The sequence below is a fragment of the Streptomyces sp. RerS4 genome, from assembly GCF_023515955.1.
Lineage (GTDB): Bacteria > Actinomycetota > Actinomycetes > Streptomycetales > Streptomycetaceae > Streptomyces.
Window position 1 is genome coordinate 7,253,863 of record NZ_CP097322.1, and the last position, 21,890, is coordinate 7,275,752.

The 21,890-nt window shown below is 67.8% G+C and carries 23 protein-coding genes and 3 pseudogenes; 16 read left to right on the plus strand and 10 right to left on the minus strand.

What is annotated here, in order from left to right; genetic code table 11:
• Positions 1-75: 75 nt before the first annotated feature.
• The gene (locus tag M4D82_RS32680; RefSeq protein WP_249771239.1) at positions 76-1,524 is read right to left on the minus strand and encodes a hypothetical protein; all 1,449 of its coding nucleotides are present in this window, start codon (positions 1,522-1,524) and stop codon (positions 76-78) included.
• A 159-nt stretch (positions 1,525-1,683) separates the two neighbouring features.
• On the opposite strand from M4D82_RS32680, the gene M4D82_RS32685 reads away from it, so the two are divergent.
• The 3 genes from M4D82_RS32685 (at position 1,684) to M4D82_RS32695 (ending at position 4,076) form a co-directional block, all read left to right on the plus strand.
• Positions 1,684-2,046, plus strand: coding sequence for a DUF488 domain-containing protein (locus tag M4D82_RS32685; RefSeq protein WP_249771241.1), 363 nt, complete (start codon positions 1,684-1,686; stop codon positions 2,044-2,046).
• 232 nt (positions 2,047-2,278) lie between these two features.
• Complete coding sequence (locus tag M4D82_RS32690; protein ID WP_249771243.1) at positions 2,279-3,106, plus strand: HARBI1 family protein; 828 nt, start codon at positions 2,279-2,281, stop codon at positions 3,104-3,106.
• Between the two features lie 172 nt (positions 3,107-3,278).
• Complete coding sequence (locus M4D82_RS32695; protein ID WP_249771245.1) at positions 3,279-4,076, plus strand: alpha/beta fold hydrolase; 798 nt, start codon at positions 3,279-3,281, stop codon at positions 4,074-4,076.
• 106 nt (positions 4,077-4,182) lie between these two features.
• On the opposite strand, the gene M4D82_RS32700 is transcribed toward M4D82_RS32695, so the two are convergent.
• The 3 genes and pseudogenes from M4D82_RS32700 to M4D82_RS32710 form a co-directional block, all read right to left on the minus strand.
• Entirely contained in the window at positions 4,183-5,010 is an 828-nt protein-coding gene (locus M4D82_RS32700; RefSeq protein WP_249771247.1) for a hypothetical protein, read from the minus strand.
• Positions 5,011-5,121: 111 nt separating this feature from the next.
• Positions 5,122-5,751, minus strand: a complete 630-nt coding sequence (locus M4D82_RS32705; RefSeq protein WP_249771249.1) for a hypothetical protein — start codon at positions 5,749-5,751, stop codon at positions 5,122-5,124.
• A 35-nt stretch (positions 5,752-5,786) separates the two neighbouring features.
• Positions 5,787-5,906, minus strand: a pseudogene (locus M4D82_RS32710) (helicase associated domain-containing protein); the annotation flags it as partial.
• A 143-nt stretch (positions 5,907-6,049) separates the two neighbouring features.
• Between M4D82_RS32710 and M4D82_RS32715 the strand changes: the two are divergent.
• The 7 genes and pseudogenes from M4D82_RS32715 to M4D82_RS32745 form a co-directional block, all read left to right on the plus strand.
• Positions 6,050-6,785 (plus strand): annotated as a pseudogene (locus M4D82_RS32715) (ISL3 family transposase); the annotation flags it as partial.
• 99 nt (positions 6,786-6,884) lie between these two features.
• The gene (locus M4D82_RS32720) at positions 6,885-7,121 is read left to right on the plus strand and encodes a hypothetical protein (protein ID WP_249771255.1); all 237 of its coding nucleotides are present in this window, start codon (positions 6,885-6,887) and stop codon (positions 7,119-7,121) included.
• Between the two features lie 349 nt (positions 7,122-7,470).
• Complete coding sequence (locus M4D82_RS32725) at positions 7,471-8,307, plus strand: hypothetical protein (protein ID WP_249771257.1); 837 nt, start codon at positions 7,471-7,473, stop codon at positions 8,305-8,307.
• A gap of 136 nt (positions 8,308-8,443) precedes the next feature.
• Positions 8,444-9,214 carry an ATP-dependent DNA ligase gene (locus tag M4D82_RS32730; protein WP_283844530.1) on the plus strand — a complete coding sequence of 257 codons (771 nt, stop codon included), beginning with the start codon at positions 8,444-8,446 and terminating at the stop codon, positions 9,212-9,214.
• 38 nt (positions 9,215-9,252) lie between these two features.
• On the plus strand, positions 9,253-9,501 hold the full coding sequence (locus M4D82_RS32735) for a hypothetical protein (RefSeq protein WP_249771261.1): 249 nt from the start codon (positions 9,253-9,255) through the stop codon (positions 9,499-9,501).
• Positions 9,502-9,849: 348 nt separating this feature from the next.
• Positions 9,850-10,065, plus strand: coding sequence for a hypothetical protein (locus M4D82_RS32740; RefSeq protein WP_249771263.1), 216 nt, complete (start codon positions 9,850-9,852; stop codon positions 10,063-10,065).
• A gap of 170 nt (positions 10,066-10,235) precedes the next feature.
• A protein-coding gene (locus tag M4D82_RS32745; RefSeq protein ID WP_249772348.1) for an IS5 family transposase occupies positions 10,236-11,071 on the plus strand; the annotation gives its coding sequence in 2 pieces (ribosomal slippage) (positions 10,236-10,571 and positions 10,574-11,071; 834 coding nt in all).
• Positions 11,072-11,111: 40 nt separating this feature from the next.
• Here the strand turns inward: M4D82_RS32745 and M4D82_RS32750 are convergent.
• Positions 11,112-11,657, minus strand: coding sequence for a GrpB family protein (locus M4D82_RS32750; protein WP_249771265.1), 546 nt, complete (start codon positions 11,655-11,657; stop codon positions 11,112-11,114).
• 178 nt (positions 11,658-11,835) lie between these two features.
• Between M4D82_RS32750 and M4D82_RS32760 the strand changes: the two genes are divergently transcribed.
• Together M4D82_RS32760 and M4D82_RS32765 are read left to right on the plus strand one after the other, a co-directional pair.
• Positions 11,836-12,231, plus strand: a complete 396-nt coding sequence (locus M4D82_RS32760) for a hypothetical protein (protein WP_249771267.1) — start codon at positions 11,836-11,838, stop codon at positions 12,229-12,231.
• A gap of 50 nt (positions 12,232-12,281) precedes the next feature.
• Positions 12,282-13,099 (plus strand): IS5 family transposase gene (locus M4D82_RS32765; protein ID WP_249771269.1). Its coding sequence is split into 2 segments (ribosomal slippage): positions 12,282-12,624 and positions 12,624-13,099, totalling 819 coding nucleotides; the frame shifts between segments, so codons are not numbered across the junction.
• A gap of 34 nt (positions 13,100-13,133) precedes the next feature.
• On the opposite strand, the pseudogene M4D82_RS32770 reads toward M4D82_RS32765, so the two are convergent.
• Positions 13,134-14,002, minus strand: a pseudogene (locus M4D82_RS32770) (IS5 family transposase).
• 463 nt (positions 14,003-14,465) lie between these two features.
• Here M4D82_RS32770 and M4D82_RS32775 point away from each other — a divergent pair.
• Both M4D82_RS32775 and M4D82_RS32780 read left to right on the plus strand, forming a co-directional pair.
• Entirely contained in the window at positions 14,466-14,705 is a 240-nt protein-coding gene (locus M4D82_RS32775) for a hypothetical protein (protein WP_249771271.1), read from the plus strand.
• Positions 14,706-15,428: 723 nt separating this feature from the next.
• On the plus strand, positions 15,429-16,943 hold the full coding sequence (locus M4D82_RS32780; RefSeq protein ID WP_249771273.1) for a peroxidase family protein: 1,515 nt from the start codon (positions 15,429-15,431) through the stop codon (positions 16,941-16,943).
• Here M4D82_RS32780 and M4D82_RS32785 read toward each other — a convergent pair.
• The 4 genes from M4D82_RS32785 to M4D82_RS32800 are packed head-to-tail and all read right to left on the minus strand — an operon-like array spanning position 16,903 to position 19,985.
• Complete coding sequence (locus M4D82_RS32785) at positions 16,903-18,246, minus strand: glycosyltransferase family 4 protein (RefSeq protein ID WP_249771275.1); 1,344 nt, start codon at positions 18,244-18,246, stop codon at positions 16,903-16,905. The genes M4D82_RS32780 and M4D82_RS32785 overlap by 41 nt on opposite strands.
• Positions 18,243-19,454 carry a radical SAM/SPASM domain-containing protein gene (locus M4D82_RS32790; RefSeq protein ID WP_349637109.1) on the minus strand — a complete coding sequence of 404 codons (1,212 nt, stop codon included), beginning with the start codon at positions 19,452-19,454 and terminating at the stop codon, positions 18,243-18,245. The genes M4D82_RS32785 and M4D82_RS32790 overlap by 4 nt, the downstream gene beginning before the upstream one ends.
• A complete protein-coding gene (locus tag M4D82_RS32795; protein WP_249771279.1) occupies positions 19,352-19,597 on the minus strand; it encodes a hypothetical protein in 246 nt (81 codons plus the stop codon). The genes M4D82_RS32790 and M4D82_RS32795 overlap by 103 nt, the downstream gene beginning before the upstream one ends.
• Entirely contained in the window at positions 19,590-19,985 is a 396-nt protein-coding gene (locus M4D82_RS32800) for a hypothetical protein (RefSeq protein WP_249771281.1), read from the minus strand. The genes M4D82_RS32795 and M4D82_RS32800 overlap by 8 nt, the downstream gene beginning before the upstream one ends.
• Positions 19,986-20,589: 604 nt before the next feature.
• Between M4D82_RS32800 and M4D82_RS32805 the strand changes: the two genes are divergently transcribed.
• Complete coding sequence (locus M4D82_RS32805) at positions 20,590-20,847, plus strand: hypothetical protein (protein ID WP_249771283.1); 258 nt, start codon at positions 20,590-20,592, stop codon at positions 20,845-20,847.
• A gap of 484 nt (positions 20,848-21,331) precedes the next feature.
• Positions 21,332-21,886 (plus strand): hypothetical protein, encoded by a 555-nt coding sequence (locus M4D82_RS32810; RefSeq protein WP_249771285.1) that lies wholly within the window; start codon positions 21,332-21,334, stop codon positions 21,884-21,886.
• The last annotated feature ends 4 nt before the right edge of the window (positions 21,887-21,890 follow it).

The following is a 21,890-nucleotide window of genomic DNA, read 5'->3' on the forward strand; positions in this document are numbered from 1 at the left end:
ATCAGCCGCGACTCATTTCAAGTGGCGCCTACTCGGGGGCGATCTCAAGCCGATGCATCCTGGCCCTGACCAGCCCTACTCGCGAACACCCTGCCCTTGTTCCGTGGCACGTGCGGCGAGGTACTCGGCCCAGTCGCGTCGGGCGTAGGCGACCCAGCGGAGTGCGGTGTGGCGGTGCATCCCGGTCACATCGGCGAGGATCGGGCTGGGGAGATCAGCAGCGAGGGCGGCCAGCGCCGCGTTGCGCGCGGTGCGAACCGGGATGCCGTGACGGTTGAGCTTCTGAGTCATGCCGTGGGTCGAGATCGGCTTGCCCGGGACCATGCCCGGGAAGAGCCACCGGGGGCCTGAGTGGACTCGCGAGAGCTGCGGCCGCAGCTGCGGTTGTTCAGCGAGGTGCCGCAGGAGCTCGGCGAGCCGTGGAGGCAGCAGGACGGGGTGGCGGCCCAGTACCAGGTGGGCGTGCTTGTCGCCGAACTTGAGGTACTCGGGCGTCAGATGGCAGAGGCGTTCGGTGGACGGGCCGAACAGCAGGGTGATCGCGCCAGCGGCGCGGACGTCCGTGGGCAGGGCATCGTCGGTCAAGCAGCGCTGGAGGAGCGGCCACCGATCGTCCTCGTCGAGCAGGTTCTGGGGTTCCTGCCTCGGGATGGAGGGGACGGTGAGTTCGCGGGTGAGTCGACGGCTCGTGGTCCACTTCAGGAAGTAGCGGATCAGGTGGCGCCGCTGGCTGGTGGCTCCGGCGATCCAGTCGTCGATGTGTTCCTGGGCGAGGTCGGCGAGGACAAGGCCGCGCTGGTCCATCCAGGCCAGGAAGTCCAGGGCGACGCTGACGCGGCGCCGCAGGTCGCGGTCGGCGGAGGCGGGATGGCGGCGGATGGCGGCCCGCTGGCGTGCCCGCCGGAGCAGGAACCAGTTCAGGAACGGGCGGGCGAGGTTGGCGTGGGCGGCCGGCTTGTCCGCGAGTTCGTAATCCAGCCAGCCGGGGATGCGTTCGAGGTCCTCGTGTCGCTCCTCCAAGATGCCTGTGTGGACAAGGAGTTGACGGATGTAGCGCTTGTTCCGGCTGGGCGGGAGCTCGTCCAGCAGCTCGTGTGTGAGCGTGTCGCCTTCCGCAACGAGTCGGGCAAGGAGCTTGGTGTTCGGGCTTTCCTTGATCCACTGGATGGCAGGGAACGGTGAGGGAGCGTGTGTCAGTGCGTCCGCGAGCGGTCTCAGCTGCTCAGCGACGGTGCCGTCGGGCCCGGCCAGCAGGGCGTTGACCCGCTCGGCGAGGACACAGTGAGCGCATCGGCCGCGGCTGTGGGGGTTGCCGGCCCGACCGCACCGCTTGCAGGTGTAGTCGGCGGCGAAGCCGACACATGGTCCGCAGACCTCGGTGCCGTCGTCATCCCGCGCGATCAGTGGTTGGACCATGCCGCAGCGAGGGCACTCGGCCGGTGAGCGGAGCACGGCGGTGTAGCAGGTCATGCAGACCGATACTTCCAGCGGTGCGAGCGCGTACTGCGAGCCCGGTCCGACCATGTGTACACCAGGCCCGGTGAGGGCTTCGCCCTCATCGAGGGCCGGGACCCCAACGGCCTGCCAGTCCTCGTGGCCTACCCCGGTCCGGACGAAGTGGCACGCCTTGAGATCGTCGCCCGTTACTACGTGTCGTGGACTGTTCCATGGCGAGGAGGTCGCATGGCACGCGAGCAGATGGTGCGTGTCCGCCGGGTCTACGAGGCTCCGGCGCAGGCAGACGGTGCCGGAGTGCTGGTCGACCGCATCTGGCCGCGGGGACTGACCAAGTTGAAGGCCCATCTCGACGAGTGGTGCAAGCAGGTCGCCCCGCCCACCGAGCTGCGCAAGTGGTACGGCCACGACCCCGACCGGTTCGCGGAATTCAGCCGCCGCTACCGCAACGAGCTCCAAGATCCCGAACATGCAGACGCTCTGGCGCACCTGAGAGACCTCGCCAAGGACCGGCCCTTGACGCTACTCACCGCGACCAAGCGGCCCGAGATCAGCGAAGCCGAGGTGCTCGCCGAGATGCTCGGGAGCTGACAGCGGGGCCGAACAGCACCGGGATGCGCTCGCCGCCTCACGGGGGGCATCGTATTTTCGAGCAGCGCTCATGCAGAAATCAGTCGACAATGAGCCTTTCTCGGTAACCGGCGGTCATGGATCGTGACGGTTCGGCTTGCGGTGACACTCTCTCTAACCTCAAGTCCGGGCAGACGTAAGGCTCCTGATAGGGACGATCTTGCGACAGAAAGATCCGACCGAGGGGCCTCACGTGTCGACCAGCGTCACATACACCGCCGTGCTCGATGCGCAGCGGTCCACCGCCGAGCATCTGGCCCGGCTGCTGCGAGACCGTCGGGCAGAGATCGGCATCCGCAGGGGACGACGTGCGCTGGGCTGCTTTCGGCAGGCCGTATTCGTCCTGCGCTGGTTCATCGACGGCACGCGTATGGCCCAACTCGCCCGTGACAACGGCCTGTCAACATCCACCGCCTACCGGTACCCGCACGAAGGACTCACCGTCCTGGCGGCCGGCGCACCAGATCTCGACACCGCGCTGCGACGCGCGAAAGAGGCCGGGCTGACCCATCTGAACCTGGACGGCACCGTGGTCCGCACCGACCGCGTCGCCGCCATCGGCCCCAACGGCGCGGACCTGTGGTGGTCCGGGAAACACCGGCATCACGGCGCGAACGTGCAGGTCATTCCCACCCCCGACGGCTGGCCGATCTGGGTCTCCTCGGTCCGCCCGGGCCGCGAGCACGATACCACCTGCGCCCGCCACCACGGCCTGATCGACGCCCTGAACACCTTCGCCGCCGAGCTGGGCGTCCCGACCCTGGTCGACCTCGGCTACGAGAACGCCGGCGGCGGCTTCCGCCACCCGGTGAAGAAGCCCGCAGGCGGCAAGCTGACCGAGGCGCAGCAGACCTGCAACAAGGTCATCCGGGGTGTCCACGGCGTGTGCGAGCGCGCCAACTCCCTGCTCAAGACAACGTTCAAGGCCCTGCGCCGAGTCAGCCTCGACCCCAGCCGGATCACCGAGATCGCCGCAGCCGCCCTTGTTCTTCTGCAACTGGAGTACGGCCGCACCATCTGACGGAGATCACGGAAGCTGGGACTTGAAAAGGGACAGTCGGCGACCGCCATTTGGCCGCTCGACGCGCCCACCCGCAGGCGATACCGCGCGCCGCGTCCGACGCGCACAGGTAGCAGGACCAGCAGTATCTCGCAGAGACGTCGAAGGTCCTCGTCTAGCTGAGGAAGTCGCTATGCCGTCGATTGCCGTGAACGGGACAGACATCTACTACGAGCTTCGGGGCGCCGGCCCATCGGTGCTGTTCATCTCCGGTGCGACCGGCGATGCCGGACACTTCGACCGAGTCGCGGACTTGCTCGCCGACGAATTCACCGTGGTCACCTACGACCGGCGTGGCAACTCCCGCAGCCCGCGCCCCAGCGGGTGGGAGGCCACCTCTGCAGCTGAGCAGGCCGACGACGCCGCAGCACTTCTTACCGCGCTCGCGCTCGCTCCCGCCGCCGTGTTCGGCAACAGCTATGGGGCGATCACCGCCCTCGACCTGCTCATCCGCCACCCCGGCGTCGTCCGCGGCGCCCTCCTGCACGAGATCACGCTCTTCTCGGTCCTGGAGAACCCGGGCGAGGCCCAGGCCGTCGTGGGGCCGGTCGTCGAAGCGGGGATGGCCGCCGGGGGGCCTCAGGCAGCCGTAGAGCACTTCATCCGATTCGCTGCGGGCGACGAGACCTGGGATCGCCTGGACCCGGACCTGCGTCACAGGATGGCCTCGAACGGGGAGACCCTTTTCGGCGTCGAGATGGGGACGTTCGAGTCCTACCATCCTGACGACGCAACGCTCGCCGGCATCACCGCCCCTGCCCAGGTCTTGGTCGGCCGGGAATCACCGGATTTCTTCTACGAGGCCGCCGCCTGGCTCGCCGCCCGACTCGGTGTCGAGGTAGTGCGGACCCCGGGCGCACACACGCCGCAGTGGGATCGACCCGAGGAACTCGTCCGCACCATCAGGCCGTTCCTGCGCGCATTCTCGTAGCTGGCCGATCGCAGAGCCCGAGTCGGCGCGAAGCGGACTGGAGATCCCGATCATCCTCGTCGAGATGCCTGCCCGCCCTTGGAGCACGCTGACCATCCGACCGCCGTCACACAGAGCAATCGGAGGCTACCGAGAAGGGCTCAGTGTCCCCGGACAACCAGCGGTGAGACCACTCGACCTCTTGGGCCTCGTCGTTGTTCCCGCCCGTTGCTGTCTTGCGCCGCAGGGTGACGACAGCCACGGGAGCAGCGGGAATCTGTCCTGCCCGTTGGAGTCGCCTCCGCTGAGGACGGTCCGCTTCCAGCTCACCAACGGCCACCAGCGGCTGCTGCATCAGGGTCCACATGGTGCGTGCGAATCGACACAAGACAGCAGACTCGGGACGCATGGCGCCGATTTCCACCGACTGAGCCATCTGGAGAGGGCGACCCGCAGGCATGAACATCCCATTCCCCACCGGCGCAACAGGTGATCCGAAAAAGTGGCGCTCCTCCTCGCCAACGACAGGACCCATCCACTGGATAAGGATCCCGTCATCATGCTGCTCCTCCGCCCACTTGTTGGCTGGGAGGACTCGATGGACAGGGCGCCACCGCAAGCCGCTGAAGGGATGGTCATCCACACACTCGGGATCGGCACACCGAATCGTGAAGGGCTCAGCGAGCACGAGGAACCCATGACTCGAGGGCGGCTCCTCAAGGAGAACGTCTTCGTCAGGCAGAGTTTCCTGTGCCGCTTCCACGATGCGGACCATGTCCGGAGCCACCCAGTAGTTCTGCGCGATAGGCAGGCTGTCCAGCTCGTCTTGCGGCGAGTTACTGAACCCCTGCTTCGCGTAAGCCTCGGCTTCCATCTCCGCCAGCTCCGCGGCCGGCCTTCCGGCGAACCAACCTGCGAAGGCCAGCTTGATGTCCAGGGTCTCCTCGGGCCGCATCGCCCTCCCTCCACACCGCAGTGCAGACACGTACACGGGGGGACATTCTTCAAGACAAGCGGTTGCCCGCGCAGCCGTTTGTCCGATCACGGCCGACGGCCCGCACAGGGCTCAGTGGGGGCCCAGAGAGGCGAACTTCTGCTCGGACTCGTGCACCTTGTGGGCACCTTGGGCTGTAGCCCAGTCGACGCGCTCGCTGATGCTGTGGTTGTAGAAACCCATCCGCAACGGGTCTGGCTGAGCCACGAAGGCCGGGAGCGGAGGCCAGGAAGTCCCACGCGGCCGCGCAGCCTCAGCCACTGCCTCATCCCACGAGGCGCGCTCCGCGGAATAGGCGGCGGCCGCCGCCGGGAACTCAAATATCAAGGTCTCACCTCTGGCCACCCGGAGACTGCGAACCGAGACCTCGGAACCGTCCACGCTGACGATGGCCACGACATCATGAGCTGTGGCCTCGCCCTGCTGCACCAACCCGTAGCGACCCGGTTCGACCCAATCGCCCTCCCACCGCACATCGTCCCGCTCGATATCCCGTGCCTCTCCACGCCGCGCGTACACATTGGCTTCCTCAGCGAGCTGATTCGCCTGCTCCGCCAGCCTCGTGGAGGCGCTGCTCTGGACGTTCGCCGCCTGGGCAAGCTCGTTCGCCCTACTCGCCTGTCTGTGCGCGAGCTGCGCGTACACCAGCGCGGCTATGCCGGCCGCACCCCCGACCCACCCTGCTGCATCTCCCATTTCCATGGCAGCACGGTAAAGGCGAGCACTGACGAACCACGTCAGGCCCAGTCCACGCCCAGTTCCCGCAGTGCGTCCAGCTGGTCCTGGGTAAGTTTGTGGCGGCGGGTCTTGGTGTTGGAGACCCACACGCCCAGCTTCACAATGACCGGCTCCGTCTCCCTGGCTTTGTTCATGAGAACGGGTTCTGGCTCAGGTTGTGTGATCCGTGCACTGTGAGTGACGGCTGAACTCCCTGCGTCGTTGGGGGAGGTTGCCTCAAAACAAGCAGTGGCAAGAGTGACTGGGCCGACAGTTCGGGGCTGTGGAAGATGTCTTGCTCCGGCTGGAGGAGTTGCTGTTCCCATCGATCGCCGACGTCGCGGTGCTGTCGGTGGACGTGAACATCGCGATAGTGCGCGTTGATGCGCGCTGCACCGCCGCAGGTGCCTCTTGTCCGGGGTGCGGAGCCTGGTCCGACCGGGTGCACGGCTCTTACCTGCGGTTTCCCACTGATGTTCCGAGTGCGGGACGAAGCGTCGTACTCCGTTTGCGGGTCCGTCGTTTCAGCTGCCGGAATGCCGAGTGCCCGCGCGGCACGTTCGTCGAGCAGATACCCGGCCTGACCCGAAGGCACGGCCAGCGGACCGAGCGGCTCCGCTCAACCCTGGCCGCGATCGGCCTCGCCCTCGCGGGCCGGGCCGGCGCCCGCCTGGCCCACATCGTCGGCGTGCCAGTCAGCCGCAGTACGGTCCTGCGGCTGGTCGAAGCACTTCCCGAGGCTGAGGTGCCAGCCCCGCGGGTGGTCGGGGTTGACGAGTACGCCACCCGTAAGGGCCGCCACTACGGCACGGTCCTCGTGGACGTCGAAACCCGCCGGCCCGTCGACCTGCTGCCCGACCGGGAGTCGTCAAGCCTGGCCGCGTGGCTGGCCCAGCGGCCCGGAATCGAGGTCGTGTGCCGGGACCGCGCGCCGTTCTTCGCCGAGGGCGCCACCGCCGGCGCCCCGCAGGCCGTGCAGGTCGCAGACCGGTGGCATCTGTGGCACAACCTCGGAGAGGGCGATCTCCTTCCAGGGCTAGAAATCACGACCAGCAGGCGCCGCGAACGCGCGGCGCGGTAGCCGCCCCGCCAACCCCAGAACGGGCGCGGGGGCCGCCGTGGTGGCGGCCCCCGCGGGTTGTGCAGGTGCGGCCTGGCGGGCGGGCCACCTCGGTCTTGCGCAGGCGGACTTCGTCCTGTCGGTCCTGGCCGGAACGGCGGGCGTCGCCACCTTGTACCGGGGCGCCGTGTACCGGCCGCAGCCCGCCGCGCCTGTGGCCGGGCCGTGGGTGGCGCCCTCGGAGGAAGTCCAGCGGCACGCCGCCCGCGAGGCGGGCACCGCGCCCGGCGCCTGACCGGGGAAGAACTGCACGGACAGGGGGAGAGGGATGGTGATGACGGGCAGGCAGCGCCGGACCGGCGTGAGGGTATTCCGGCACCCGCTGCGGTACAGCCGGCTGCGCCTGGACGTGACCGCGGGCGACGTCCCGCGGTTCGGGGCAGGGCCGGCAGGGGCAGCCGGCTGACCGAGAACGGTCATGTTCGGATAGCGCACCGGCCGGGGCTCCGCTTTGGTTCGCGGAACTGGCTGTGCTCTTGATCGATAGTTCCGGCCATGGTCTGAAATCGGTGGTTGTTTGGTGACGCTCCGTGGTGAGAGGCTCTGGCCTCGTGGGCAGTGTGCCTGACCGGTGAGGAGACGCCATGTCTGAGACCCCGCCGAACTCTGGGAACCTTGGGAGCCGCAACTATGAGGCCATCGAGGTCGGAGTGGGGCTGAACGATTTCGAATCGCTCGACGCGCAGGAAGGCGTCCGGACGACCGAGATCAAGCCCGAGGCACCCAACTCCCACGGTCCCGCCCAGAGCCAGCTTTCGCCGGAGCTGGCCGCAAGTCTTGGCCTGACCGCCAAGCCCGAGGGAACGGCCCCCGCGCTCGTCCCGGCGGACCAGGTCAAGCCCGAGGACATCGGGACGCTCGACCTGCGGTATGTGGATGGAAAGCCCCGGCTTGAAGTCAGCGGCGGGACGTTCATTCCGGCGGAACTCACGGTGGTACATCAGGATTCCACCGCAGGTGCCGTTTCATACGCGGCCGCCCCTGCCAGGACAAAAGCCCACACAGGCGAAGACGAAGCAGAAGACCTCCTCCTCGTGGACCTGCTTCCGCTCGACCTCATGATCGAAACAGCGGGCGGCGTGTTTACCCCGGTCCTGCGCGCCGCCAGCGAGGTCACGCCTGAGGACATCGGCACGCTGAGTCTGCGGTACGTGGCCGGTCAGCCCCAGCTCGTGGTCAGCGGCGGGACGCTCATCCCTGCCGCGCTCCCGGTCATCGACGGCGCCGGGAACACGGTGGCGGCGTATACGGCCGCCACGTTCGACGGCGGCGCCGCGCCCACGACATCCAGAAGCGCCCTGATCGATGACTACTTCGATCTGGGGTTGGAGAGGAGCGCTAAGGACGCGTCCGGGGCGCAGAGCCGCCTGTATTACGCGCTGACGCTGGCTGCTGACCTGGATGGCGTGAACCGGTTGTAGGTGCGCCAACATACGGCGGACATAGGGCGGATACGGGGCGTAGGGGCCGCTGTGGTGGCCCCTGCGGGTTGTGCAGTGTCGTCTCCTTACTGACGGGCACGTTGCCTGCCTGTTCAGAGCGTGATGGGCGTCGTCGATGTGCAGTGGGTGTGCGTCAGGACGGCTGTCCTTCGAGGGGTTGCAGCGCAGGGCCGCGGCTCGGGGCCGCAGCGCCCCCGGCCTGGTGGTGCGGTGGCCGGCCTACTTCGTGGCGTTCGACGTCTTGCAGCTGGACGGGGCGGAGCTCCTCGCACGCCCTTACCGGGAGCGCAGGGCGCTCCTGGAGGACTTGTTCACGGGGCACGGCCTGTCGGCCCCGTGGCCCCTGTGCCCGATGACCACCGACCCGGCCACGGCGCGCGAATGGCTGGAGTCCTGGACGGATGTGTCAGGCGTCGAAGGGATCGTGGCCAAGGGCATGAACCAGCCCTACCGGCCCGCAGTGCGCGGCTGGACCAAGGTCCGCCGCCGCGACACCACCGAACCGATCATCGGCGCCATCACAGGCACCCTCGCCCGCCCGCAGCTCCTCGTCCTGGGCCGCCACGACCCGTCCGGCCGCCTGCGCGCGGTCGGCCGCACGGTCCCGCTGCGCCCGGAGCAGGCCCGGCAGGTGGGCGAGCGCTTGGCCGCAGCTGGCCCCGGGCACCCCTGGGAGGGTGTGCGGTTCGCCTCGGCGTGGGGGAGCCGTGACGTCCTGGACGTGACCCTGGTCCGCCCGGACCTGGTCGCGGAGGTCAGCGCAGACCGGGCCGTGGACCGGGGCGGGGAGTACCGCCACCCGGTGCGGTTCAAGCGGCTGCGCCTGGACGTGACGGCCGAGGACGTACCCCGGTTCGGGCAGGGTTCGGCTGCGGCGGCCGGCTGACCGGCGCATCCTGCTGCCGGTCTCCTCGTTGGCCGGGCATGAAGATCCTCGCTTCCTCCACACTCGCTGTCGCGGTCCTGTTCCTGGCCGCCGTTCCCGCCTCAGCCGACGACACCCCCAGCGGGCAAAAGGGCGCCATTGGGCAAGGCAACTCATCGGCCGGGAGCGGCACCTTCGGCGACACCTCCGATGGCCACGTGTCCTCACACCGCACCCTGATGGAGACGGGCGAGCCGGGGGCCATCTCCAACCTGGTCAACAACCTGACCAACCCGCAGCCGCAGTGAACCAGTCCTGAGTCGGCCGGCGGCGTCGGCCGTCGTTCTGCGGCCCGCCTGAGCGGGCGCCTCCGACGACCCCCAGCGCGGGCCGGCACCATCCGGTGGCGGCCCGCGCTGTCGTGTGTCCGGGCCCGCCTTGGGACACCCCGGCAGGGGCGGTGAATCGGACGGTCCGGGGGAGTGAGGCGCTGAAGCGATGCCACCCGGTGCGGCGTGGGGTCGCGACGGTGCCCAGGGCCCGCCCGCCCGCCGCCCTACGGGCCCTTCGGGCGACTCGCCGGGCGCGGGCAGGCAGCACGTTGCCGCACGTCGGGCGCTTTTGTGACCCGCTCTGACTGTGATCGTTGGCAGGCCATGACGAACACGAAGCGTGTACTGGCTGCCGTCGCCCTCACGGGTGCCGCCCTGGCCTTCTCCGGCATCGCACACGCCCAGGAGAACGAGCCGACCCCGTCCTCATCCAACGAGGCCCCGCCCCAGAGCGACCGCACCATCGATGCTCTCGCCGACGGCTTCATCGAGAACTTCGAGAAAAAGGCATCGGATCTGCTAGGCCGCGTCGGAAGCTAGCAGGCGAGCCGCGTTGGCCTCGCCCGTTTCCGCGAGTGCGGCGTAGCCCTTGCAGCGGCGCAGCAGTGGGCTGGACGGCATGGTGAGGGCCGGGCAGTGGACTGCTTCTCCCGGCCCTCACTGACTAGAAGCCATCTCAATTGGCTCGGTAGGCTGTGCCCGTGGCGGGGATCGTTGAGCGGCTGGTGCCGGATGAGCTGTGGGAGTTGTTCCAGCGGGTGGTGCCGGAGGCTCCTTCGCGGCCTCAGGGTGGTGGCCGGCGTCGGCATGGCGATCGGGAGGTGCTGGTGGCGATCGTGTTCGTGGCCACCTCCGGGTGCACCTGGCAGCAGTTGCCTGCCGCATCATTCGGGCCTTCCCGAGCCACGGCTCACCGCCGGTTCGCCGAGTGGTCGAAGGCCAGGGTGTGGGCCAAGCTGCACCGCCTGGTCCTCGACGAGCTCGGCTCTCGGGGTGAGCTGGACTGGTCGAGGTGCGCGATCGACTCGGTCAGCATGCGGGCGATGAAAAGGGGGAGCTGACGGGTCCGAATCCTGTCGACCGGGGCAAGTACGGGGCGAAGATCCATCTGATCACCGAGCGGACCGGTCTGCCCATCTCCGTCGGGATCTCCGGTGCCAACCTCCACGACAGTCAGGCCCTGATCCCGCTGGTGAAGGGCATACCCCCGATCCGTTCATGCCGCGGCCGACGCCGGCGCAAGCCCGGCAAGCTTCACGCCGACAAAGGCTACGACTACCGCCACCTGCGGCAATGGCTCTCAGGCCGAGGCATCCGACACCGCATCGCTCGCAAAGGCATCGAGAGTTCCCAGCGACTCGGACGACACCGATGCACCATCGAGCGAACCATGTCCTGGCTCGCCGGCTGCCGACGACTCCACCGACGCTACGAACGCAAGGCCGAGCACTTCCTCGCCTTCACCAGCATCGCCTGCACCCTGATCTGCTACCGCAGACTCAACTCACCAAATGAGGCGACTTCTGCCATAAGGGTCGTCTCGTAACTCCGACGGCCTTGGCTTCTACTGTGATCGGAAGGCTTGGTCAGGCGTCACTGGTACCGGGAGCCCAGCCGGTGTGCTGGGCCCAGGCGTCAGCGCGTCGGATGATGTCCCATACGAAGGCATCTTTTGCTTGGACGTAGCCGGGACGGTCGTTGCGGAATTTGGCTGCGCAGTGCTTCTTGGCTGCCGCGTACTCGTTCGCGGCAGCCGTGTGGCACCGGAGGTAGTCGCGAAACAGAAGGGGGAACTGCTGTGAGAAGCTGCCCAGTTGCCGCACGTGCACGTGGGTCCGGCGCTGACCTGGAGATTCCCGGAAGTATCGTTTGGTCCGTTCGGGACTGTCCGCCCGGTACACGAGCCCCAACTCTGTCAGCGGGCGCAGGAATGCATCCGTCGCTTCCAGCGATGCCACTGAGATCTGGATGTCAATCACCGGCTTGGCCGCCAATCCTGGCACCGAGGTGGACCCGATGTGGTCGATACGAGCTGCAGCATCACCGAGGGCGACACGTAGGCACGTGCCCCACCTGGCGAACATGGCTGGCCAAGCAGGGTCGTAAGGCATGATCTCGACTGGCTCTCCCATACTGAGAAGTGTTCCAAGGCTTGCCGCAACCGTGATGTGCGGCTTCCGCCGCCTGCACCGCCGCTGCGAGCGCAAGGCCGAGCACTTCCAGGCCTTCGCCGGGATCACAGCCGCTCTCATCTGCTATCACAGGCTGACGGCCTGACGGGCAACGCCCGGAAATGGGACGATCCACAGCGTGATCGGATGGATGCGCCACACTCCGCGCTGGGCGGTCATATCGGTCTGCGTGATCGCGGCCGTGCTGCTCTTCGTCGGCGCTTTCGCGCATGTAGCCGACCTTCTCAGCCACGGTCTGCACCCTTACGACTGGGCACCGAGCTGGCTCAACCTCTACTGGTCGTCACTGGCGCTCTTCGACACGCTCGCCGCCGTGTTCCTGATCAGGGGCAAACGCCGAGGAACCGACCTCGCCTGCGCCATCATGGCAACCGACCTCGCCGCCAACTGGTATGCGGTCTACAGCATCCAGCACAGCAACCTCGCCGCCCAACCTGGCCTTCAACGACTGACCGTCTTCGCCGCACTCGTCCTGGGAACGGCACCGTTTATCCGACGACACCTCACCAAATGAGATGACGTCTTAGACCGTGTCCTATGTGGTGAGGCGTCGTTGATGTCGGTATGGGGCGGGGTACTTGGAGTTGGATAGTTCCGTACGGGCTGTGGGAGATCGCGGAGCCGCTGATCCCGCCGTCCAAGGTGCGGCCGCAGGGTGGCGGGACGCCGGATACGCCTGATGAGACGCTGTTCGCGGCGATCGTCTACGTGCTGGTCAGGGGGTGCGCCTGGCGGTCGCTGCCGCCGTGCTTCGGGATATCGAAGTCGACAGCCCACCGCAGGTTCCTGATCTGGTCGAGGGCCGGAGTATGGGGCCGGCTGCACGAGGAGATCCTGCACCGCTTGGACGACGCCGGCCTCCTCGATCTCTCCCGTGCCGTCCTGGACTCCGCCCACGTGAGGGCCAAAAAGGGGGCGAACTCACAGGTCCGAGCCCCGTGGACCGAGGCAAGCCGGGCTCCAAGATGCACGTCCTGTCGGATGCGAACGGACTGCCCCTCCTCGTCGGCGTCAGCGCGGCCAACACCCACGACAGCCTCGCGCTGAAGCCCATGGTCACAGGTCACCCAACGAGACACGACCCCCACCGCGGCCGCCACTTCAAACCCCAACGCCTCCACGCAGACAAGGCCTACGACGTTCCCCACCTGCGGAAATGGCTACGCGGCAAACGCATCGAGGTCCGCATCGCACGCAAGGGCATCGAGTCATCAGAGCGACTCGGACGCCGCCGGTGGGTGATTGAGCGAACGATGTCCTGGCTGACCGGCTACCGCCGGCTCAACCACCGCTACGAACGCCACCCCCGCAACTACCTGGCATTCCTCGGCCTCGCCGCAGCCATCTGCTGCTACAAACGCCTCCTCCGCCTCACCACATAGGACACGGTCTTAGAGGTCGTTTTCGCCCGATGTTTCATCCTGAAATCGGCTGTTTCGCGGCCGTTTTCGGGTCGCGCCAGGAGATGGTGTTCTCGCTGGTGAGGCGGCGGGCCATGAGGTCGGTCATGGCGATGTGGATCACGGCTTCGGAGCGGGCGGGAAGGGTCTCGTAGTCGCGGGCCAGGCGGCGGTGGAGCATGAGCCAGCTGTAGGTCCGCTCGACCGCCCACCGCTTCGTGATCGGGGTGAAACCCCTGGTCCCGGGCTTGCGGGCGGTGATCTCCATGTCGATGCCGAGGCTCGCGGCGTGTTCGACGAGGTGCTGGCGGTAGCCGCCGTCGACCCACGCCTTGCGGACGCGAGGGTGCTCGGCCGCGACCTGGTCGAGCAGCGCGGCGCCGGCGATGGAATCCTGCACGCCGGCCGCGGTCACCAGCACCGTGAGGAGAAGGCCGAGCGTGTCGGTGACGATGCCCGCTTCCTGCCGACGATCTTCTTCCCCGCGTCGACGCCCTGGCCGGCAGCGGGAACGCTGGTGGAGGTCTTCACGCTCTGGGCGTCGATCACGCAGGCCGACGGCTCGCCCTCTCGCCCTTCCTTCTCGCGCAGAAGCTGCCTGAGCAGGCCGTTGAGCTGGGCGAACACGCCCTCGTCCGCCCATTTGGCGTAGTAGCCGTAGACCGTGTTCCAGTGCGGGAAGTCGTGCGGGAGGTAGCGCCACTGCACCCCGGTCCGGTCCACATACAAGATCGCGTCCATGATGTCGCGCAGGTCATGCCCCGGGCGGCCGGCCGAAGTCCAAAGCCTGCCGCGGCGCTCGAAACGCCAGGCGGCAAGGACCGGCTCGATCAACTCCCAGCGGGCATCGGACAGATCACTCGGATACGGACGTCGTTTCGCCATGCTTCCGACGTACCGCCGCGAACCGAGTGCGCCCAGGCGCACGGCAACGGCAGTGGAAGCACACCACCACGAAGACCGGACATCCTGGGATGAGACAGGAACACGTCGTTCTCCGTCCCGTCCACAACCTCACATGCCCCGCAGACGTCGGCGGTCTTCATGACCCCACCCGCACCACAGCCCAGCGTATCAAGAATCAACCGATACGCGGGCAGCACAGCCGAAAACGACCTCTGGTGCCTATTTTTGAACCCGTAGGGAGACCGACCGCAATTGGCAAGATCATCTTGTGGGACTGCCTGGGGCGAGAACACCTCCGGCCGGATCCATGACGGCAACACCACCCAAACGGGCACGCCCGAGTGGCGTTGGACCGCTGCACCGGGTTGCCTCAGGCGAGGATGCCGCAGGCAGGCCGGGCCCGCCAGCGGTAGTCACGGTGAACTGATCACGAAGGAGTCTCATGTCTGCGGAAAACAGGCGGAAAGAGTTCCGTGTCGAGATCGACGGGCTGGAGCTGTCCGACGAACTAATCCAGCGGATCGACGACGCCGTGCGTAAGGCAGTCCTGCGCGAGCTCGCATCGGTGGACCTGCTGCAGACCGGCACCAGTGTCGATCTGCTCAGCGAGGGTTTCACCGCCACCGGGATCCGTGGGGGAAGCACCCAGGGCATCCATGTGCGTCCGGCACCGCCCCAATGACCGACTCGCAGACTGGCGTACAGCGATCGGAGGACGGCGCTCCCAGGGCGGCGCGAGCATGTCCGAGCTCCTCCTGCCACGAAGGTGCGGTCGTCATCGGACTCCTTGGCGAAGACGGCCGTCTGGGCTATCTCCGCCCTGCTGTCCCCGTGGACGAGGGGTTCGCCGACACGGCCCGTCGTCTGGGCGGCCCCGAGTCGCGGTTCCGTTTCGCCGACACCTGCGTTCAGGACTCCTGTGAACACTGGAGCGGCAAGCAGTGTGGACTTATCGGCCGACTGGTGGACGCAGCGCATAAAAGGGGGATCGTCCCGGCAACCGAACTACCCCGCTGCGCCATCCGGGCGGAATGCCGATGGTTCGCCCAGAACGGCCGGGACGCGTGCGCGTTCTGCCCCGTCGTCGTCTATCGACCGACCGGCCCTGCTCAGTTGGCGAGGCCGCAACCGCCGGCGAGCGCAGAGTAGGCTCCAAGATCAACTGTAGGCGGCTTTTGGCCTCACCTCGGCGTCATCCCCGGAACGGGCTCCACACCCGTGTCGATCTGCCGGGCCGCGGCTGACCGGATGACGGTGAGCGAGGGTTGGCCTGTGTGTCCCCCTGCGCCAGTGCAGGCGCAGTAGTCTCGGACGACCTCCATGGGAAAGGCAGGCGCACATGCCCGGCGAGCGTGGCGGATCGGCTCAGGAACCGAGGGAAGGGCGCGTTGGCGACCCTGGGCAGATGACGGTTGACATGGCTGGCGGGGGACACTCCCTGGGGCTGCCCGCCTCTTCCATCCGTAACCACGCGCGTGTAAGGCGGGGCCTGGGCTACGTACCGGAATCCAGCCTTTCGTTCGGCTTCTACGGCCGGATGTTCCGGCGTCTCGACCCCTACATTCCGGACGACGCGCGCATCGACGCCATTGCACGGCTCATGAGGGAGCCCGTGGGCGCCGCGCTGGACGGCAAGATCCCGGCCGGATACACCTACCTCGGCCAGTTCATCGACCACGACCTCACGTTCGACCCCACGTCCAGCCTCCAACGGCGGAACGATCCCGACGCGCTGGTCAACTTCCGCACTCCGCGCTTCGACCTGGACTCCGTCTACGGGCGCGGACCGGCGGATCAGCCCTACCTCTACGAGATGGCGCACGGCGCTGAGGGACACCGCTTTGTGATCGGGAAGGCGAAGGGCGAGGCCAGAGGAGAGGTGGACCTGCCGCGGGACTCCCGCGGTGTGGCGCTGATCGGTGATCCCCGCAACGACGAGAACGTTATCGTCAGTCAGTTGCAGCTCACCTTCATGTTGTTCCACAACAAGGTGTGTGACTGGCTGACAGCCGATCATGCGGCTGCGTACGAGAGGCATCGCAGCGCTGGTGAAGGGATCTTCGATTGCGCGCAGCGGCTCGTCCGATGGCACTACCAGTGGATCGTGGTCCACGACTTCCTCAAACAGATCGTCGACGCGACCACATACAAGGACGTGCTGCGCCACGAGTCCCTCATCCCGCAGGGCGAAGCGGTCGAACAGGTCACACTCCGTTTCTTCGCATGGCGGCACCAGATCTTCATGCCGATCGAGTTCGCCGTTGCGGCATACCGCTTCGGCCACTCCATGGTCCGGCCGGCATACACGCTCAATTCCAGAGTGGGCCCGCTCCCGGTCTTCACACCAGAGTCGGTGAGCCAGCCGCGCAACGAAATGCGGCACCTCGGCGGCTTCCGCCGGCTGCCGGCGAACTGGCAGGTCGAGTGGAGGCGGTTCTTCCATCTGGGCGACTCTGCCGACCTCCAGTATGCCCGTAGGATCGACCGGTACCTGTCACCGCCGCTTCTGGACCTGCCGCCCGAACTCGCCGGAGGCGCGACGGCCGACCTGGCGCGGCGCAACCTCACCCGCGGCGCAAGACTGGGGCTGCCCTCCGGGCAACAGGTCGCGCTGGCCATCGGTGCCCAACCGCTTGACGACGAGGACTTGGACCTTCCCGGCAAGGGGCCTGCGCCGTTGTGGTATTACGTCCTGCGTGAGGCAGAGTTGCGGGACGGCGGTCGCACGCTGGGTACTGTCGGCTCCCGGATCGTCTCGGAGGTCTTCCTCGGAATGCTGTCCGCCGACCCGTTCTCGTACCTGTCCGCTGCGCCCGGTTGGAAACCGGTGCTGTGTGGTGTCAAGCCGGGTGAGTTCAGCATGGCGGACCTGATCAACTTCACTGGGTTCGGCGCCGCGGCGCAGCCGTCCCCCCACTGACTTCGCGGGCCGGACGCTGCGCGGGCGGGTCGTGCCTGACGATGACGCGGCCACCGATACGAGCGGTGCAGTGCTGTCCTGCCCAATGGCAGACATCGTCCGCCCAGTCCCTGATCCGCCGGTTCCCTTCCGCACAAGCGTCGCGGTCGTCGGCCGGATCGGCGGAGTCGACGACGAACCTTGCGGCGTACGCGTGCGCGTACGCGGTGCCGAGTCGTTCGTCGCGCTGCCGAAGCGACAGCTTCCCGGAGGTCGTGAGCGCACGGTTGTTCACGGCGAGGCGGCGGCGCAGTGAGGCGTCGTCGATCAGCCCTGACACTGCTGCAGTGAACGCAGCGGTCCGCTGAGCCGTCGGCTCGGCGTTGGAGACGAACAGAGCGTTGTTGCCGGGCGTGAACAGCTCGTCGATGTGCTCCATGCCCGGCCCAGTCGAACAGACGACGGCCAGACCGGCGGCGGCTGCCTCGACCAGGCCCATGCCAAAGCTCTCGAATGAGGTGGGGGAGAGGAAGATGTCCGCCCGGCGGAGCTGCTCCAGGTAAGCCGACCTGGGCAGGGGCGCCACGAGTTCCACGCCCGCCGCGAGCAGCTGGGAGGCGGCGGGCGTCGGGCAGGGTCCGAGAAAGACCAGCCGCACTGCTTCGCCGTGGCGCGCCCGCAGGCGGCTGAACACCTCGACCGCGACGGGAGCGCCCTTGTCCTGCCAGGTCCTGCCCATGTAGAGCACAGTCACTGGGCCTTCGGAGCGCCTGACCGCGTGCAGTGGCGGAATGGCCGGGTACACCACCTCGGACTTGGCGCTCAGCTTCTCGACGACCTCCGATCGGTGCCCGCGGGCGGCGAGGTGCTCCAGGCACGCCCGCCGCGCGTACTCCGTGCGGAAGAGAATTCGGGCGCAGCGCCCGCTCGCGAACCGGGCCGCCATGGCGGCCTCTCGGCGAGCCATCGCCTCGGCGTCGGGAACGAGCGTGGTACCACGGGATGCCGCGCCCAGGGTATAGAAGCGTCCGGCCTGGAGCGGCATCAGCAGGCAGTCCGCGTCGACGACCCAGGGCCGCGCCGTCTCGACAGGCAGACGGGAAGAATGCACGACGTCGACATCGGCCGACAGGTCGTCGAACCGCACCCACTCGGCGACTGCCGCGTCGTGCAGTGGCGAGAACGCCCGGCCCGCGCTGCGGTCGGGGCGGAAGCGCAGCGTGTACCGCGCCTGCACGTACGTTGTCCCGGCAGGAGGTGACTCCAGCAGCGAGCCATGAACTCCATCGTGCAGTTCGTGCGCCGGCCCCAGCAGGACCTTCACGGTGCCGTCGCGACGGACACGTCGAGGCGGCTCCGCATGTGGCCGATGAGGCCCCGTAGTCCGCAGCAGTCGCCCGTGTGCTGGGGATCGTGCCGGGAGGCGGTGTACCGCTCGTGCGGGCACCACCCGTTGCAGACGTTGAAGTCGGGACATGCGCGCATGGCGCTGAGAGCCTGCTTGTTTGAAGTCCGCAGCGGGACGAGTGCCGGCCCGTTACGGAACGCGGCGAACGAGTCGGAGAGGACGCTGCCGACCGTGTAGGCGGGGTCCCCGTCGAACAGGTCGCAGTGCGCTACCTGCCCGTCCGGCTCCACTAGGTAGTATCGTCCGAAGCAGTCACCGGCAAGAGTGCACACGCTTGCGTCCCGGCCCGAGAGCCGCTTCAGCAGACTGTCGAACTCCCTGACACGGATGGACGGATCGCCGTGGGCGAGCCACCGGTCGAAGTAGGCCTGCAGGAAGCGGTTCATCTCGGCCGGTGTCACGTAGGGTGACGTCGGTGTTCCGGGCGGTGCGTCGGGCTGGTTCGTCGGTTTGGCGGCGAGCAGGCCGTAGTGGGTGATTCCCTCTTTCACAAAGAAGTCGAAGACAGCGTCCGGTCCAAGTTCGAGCGCTCCCCGGTCGATGACCATGAGCACGCTGATCGGTACGCCGTTCTCCCTCAGAGCGTCAAGTCCGCGGCGTACGTCATCGAAGGAGGGGCGTCCCGATGCGTAGCGGCGGTAGCGGTCATGCACCGCGGGCGGACCGTCCAGACTGACGCTGACCCTGAACCGGAACTCGCGGAAGAACTGCGCCCAGGCGCCGTCGATCCGTGTGCCGTTGGACTGCAAGGTGTTGTGGACCGTCTGTCCGGGGCGGCGCAAGCGGGCCTGCAAGTAGAGGGCACGCTCGTAGAACTTGCGGGGCAGGACGGTCGGCTCACCGCCGTGCCACATGAACTCGACCGTGTCGTGCGTCGGGTCGGACAGGGCGCTGGCGGTCATCCGTGCCAGGACGGGGAAGCCCATCGTCTGGCCGGGCCCACTCCGCCAGTCGTGGCAGTACGTGCAGCGCAGGTTGCACAACCGTGTCGCCTTGACGATCAGCCCGAGATAGCGGCCCACTAACGCTCCTTCACGGGGGGCGGCTTTACCAGATGGTCCAGCAGCTGTGCTTCCGCGGGCTCCAGAAGCTCCTCCACCGGCCGTGCGGCCATGCGCTTCCACGGCTCGGTCGCGACGTTGAGCGCCGCGACGAGGATGGAGTGCTCGGACGGGGAGAGTGCGGAGGCGAACCGCTCCAGCGAAACGGCGAAGCCGTCGCCTGCGGATGCGTCGTCTGCCGCACGGACGCCGAGGTCGTCATGCATAGGGCGGGGTCCACTTCTCGGGGCGGACGTAAGCCCACTGCACGATCTCGTACTCCTCGATGGCTCCTCCGCCCACACGCGGGTTGGCCTTCTCCCAGCTGTGCTCGGTTCGCACCCATGCGACGGGCCCGCGGGCCGTTTGCTTCCACTGCTCGCGGACGGATTCGATGGCGGAACGGGTCGCCTCGTCGAGACTGGCGATCAGCTGTCTGCGGCGGACGTCGCCGGGCTGCAGGTCCCGGGTGTACTGCAGCAGGACCTCTGCGAGGGCCTGCTCCGCGGCAGGGAGGGATTCGCTCCACTCCGACAGGCGCTCGGTGAACGCCTTGATGTCCTCGCTTTCGACCGGTGCGTCCGCGTGTTCCGACTGGCGGGTCCGTTCGTACATTGTTGCCTCCGCTTCGCTGGAGTCGCCCAAAGAATGCTAACGCATAGCGACTATCCGATCGCTTACAGTGTTCGTGTCGTGTCGCGTCGATGCAACTTGGCCGAGGCCGGGTTCTGGCCCCACGTCACCCTCGGCCTGGCCCGCGAGGACTTCCCCGCCGCCGAAGCCAAAGCGCTGAGAGTCCCAGAGGTCAGCGGACCGCCCCCAGCGTGGACGTCCAGAAGGAAATCTCGGCGACGGAGTTCACCCTGCTTGCCCGCAACGACTTCCACACCTGACCGCCGGCGACGGCTCCCGCGAGTTGGGGTGTCGTTCGAGCCGGTGACCGAAGCCGATGCCGTCACCGCCCAGCCGCTGCCGTCAATGCCGGTCGCTTGGACGCTGTCGTGAACGACATCCCGGGTTCGGCCGGCAGCCGGCTCCCCGCCGGAAACGGGTCGGCGCTACGAGGGGCTGATCCCGCCGCCCACCCGCGAGCTCCTCCAGGACCTCATCGCCGGGACACGTCCCGTGCCGGTGCTGGGGCTGATGTCAGACCGGCCTCGTAGCGTCGAAGGCGAGGGGCTGGACCGGATGGGTCCCCGCAGGACCGAAGGAGCAGCCCATGGGTGAGATCAGCGTCGACAGGCAGCACCTTGACCGGCTGCTGGCCGACAGCGCGAGCACGTACGGAGCCCCCTACCAGCGGGCCTTCGTCGAGCTCGCCGAAACGCGCCGCGGCCGGCCCGTCGCCGAGATCCTCCCGCTGCTGCGCCGGGCCGCCGACGAGGCGCTGCTCGCCTTCACGGACGCGGACCTCCGAGAACAGGCTGAGGCGATCAGCACGGGCGAGCGGTACGTCCTGCGCGTCACGGTGGCCTGACCACCACTGTGCCCGTGCAGGACCCTCCCACCACAGGGCGGTCAGGCCTTACGCCGGTCGCGGCCGGTGTGGGCGAGGGCGTCGGCGAGCTGATCGTGGTTCATGGACGAGCGGCCCGGGATCCCCACCGCGGCCGCCTTTTCGTACAGCTGGTTCGGAAGTTTCCCTGGCTCACCAGCCGAGGCGAATGTGGCCGGCGCCCCGATTCCGCTGGGCGGGTGGCCGCCGTGTGCTCGCCATCGGCGAACCCATCCAGGTGTCTTAGTCGCGGTAGGTTTTTCTTGTCGGTTGCGTGTGGGAGTCGGCTCTGGTGTTCGTGTGTTGTTTCGATCGGGAGGTCGGGGTCGTGATTCGGGCGGGACGAACGGGTGTGGGGCGTGAGGAGTTGGCGCGGGTATTGGGGATGAGGTGGACGACTTTCCGGAAGATCCGGCCCTACGTCGCGGAAGGGTTTCCGACGCCGGTCTCGTCGGAGGGGTCTCAGGTGTTGTTGTGGGATCTGGAGCAGGTGGAGGCGTATCGCGACGGAATGCCCCGGCCGGCCTTGCCGGAGGTGGAGGACGACAGGGATCTCCTCGACCGGCGGGAGGCCGCTGTGGTGTTGGGGGTACAGGCGCGCAGCGTCGACGCCTACAAGACCGATCCTCGGTTGAGCGAGCACACGGTGGTGGTCGGCGGGGTGGAGCACTGGCCGCGGGCGGCCGTGCGCGCCTACGGCGCCGGCCGCGGGGCGGTGAGCGGTGTGGTGGGCCGTCCGCGGGGATCGGGTGACATGGTCCCCCGGGACCTCTTGCCAGCCCGTATCGACGAACTTCTCGACGAAGACCCCGCTGTGACGGCGGCCCGCGTGGTCGACGTCCTCGGAGTCTCGACTCCCACCGCGCAGAAGGCACTGGTGCGAGCACGCGCCGAGCGCATCGCCGAGCTGATGCTCGCCGAGGGCCTGGACGCCGAGGAGGCCGCCGATCGTCTCGGCTACCCCCCGGCGGTCCGCCGCGCGGCCCTGAAGGCCGCCCAGCACCTCCACGAGAACCCCTGAAAGA

Bases quoted from the DNA above. Each gene is read 5' to 3' on its own strand.
- M4D82_RS32680 (WP_249771239.1), bottom strand. From the start codon at position 1,524: ATGGTCGGACCGGGCTCGCAGTACGCGCTCGCACCGCTGGAAGTATCG.
- M4D82_RS32685 (WP_249771241.1), top strand. From the start codon at position 1,684: ATGGCACGCGAGCAGATGGTGCGTGTCCGCCGGGTCTACGAGGCTCCG.
- M4D82_RS32695 (WP_249771245.1), top strand. From the start codon at position 3,279: ATGCCGTCGATTGCCGTGAACGGGACAGACATCTACTACGAGCTTCGG.
- M4D82_RS32700 (WP_249771247.1), bottom strand. From the start codon at position 5,010: ATGCGGCCCGAGGAGACCCTGGACATCAAGCTGGCCTTCGCAGGTTGG.
- M4D82_RS32705 (WP_249771249.1), bottom strand. From the start codon at position 5,751: ATGGAAATGGGAGATGCAGCAGGGTGGGTCGGGGGTGCGGCCGGCATA.
- M4D82_RS32725 (WP_249771257.1), top strand. From the start codon at position 7,471: ATGTCTGAGACCCCGCCGAACTCTGGGAACCTTGGGAGCCGCAACTAT.
- M4D82_RS32730 (WP_283844530.1), top strand. From the start codon at position 8,444: ATGTGCAGTGGGTGTGCGTCAGGACGGCTGTCCTTCGAGGGGTTGCAG.
- M4D82_RS32735 (WP_249771261.1), top strand. From the start codon at position 9,253: ATGAAGATCCTCGCTTCCTCCACACTCGCTGTCGCGGTCCTGTTCCTG.
- M4D82_RS32740 (WP_249771263.1), top strand. From the start codon at position 9,850: ATGACGAACACGAAGCGTGTACTGGCTGCCGTCGCCCTCACGGGTGCC.
- M4D82_RS32750 (WP_249771265.1), bottom strand. From the start codon at position 11,657: ATGGGAGAGCCAGTCGAGATCATGCCTTACGACCCTGCTTGGCCAGCC.
- M4D82_RS32775 (WP_249771271.1), top strand. From the start codon at position 14,466: ATGTCTGCGGAAAACAGGCGGAAAGAGTTCCGTGTCGAGATCGACGGG.
- M4D82_RS32780 (WP_249771273.1), top strand. From the start codon at position 15,429: ATGACGGTTGACATGGCTGGCGGGGGACACTCCCTGGGGCTGCCCGCC.
- M4D82_RS32795 (WP_249771279.1), bottom strand. From the start codon at position 19,597: ATGCATGACGACCTCGGCGTCCGTGCGGCAGACGACGCATCCGCAGGC.
- M4D82_RS32800 (WP_249771281.1), bottom strand. From the start codon at position 19,985: ATGTACGAACGGACCCGCCAGTCGGAACACGCGGACGCACCGGTCGAA.
- M4D82_RS32805 (WP_249771283.1), top strand. From the start codon at position 20,590: ATGGGTGAGATCAGCGTCGACAGGCAGCACCTTGACCGGCTGCTGGCC.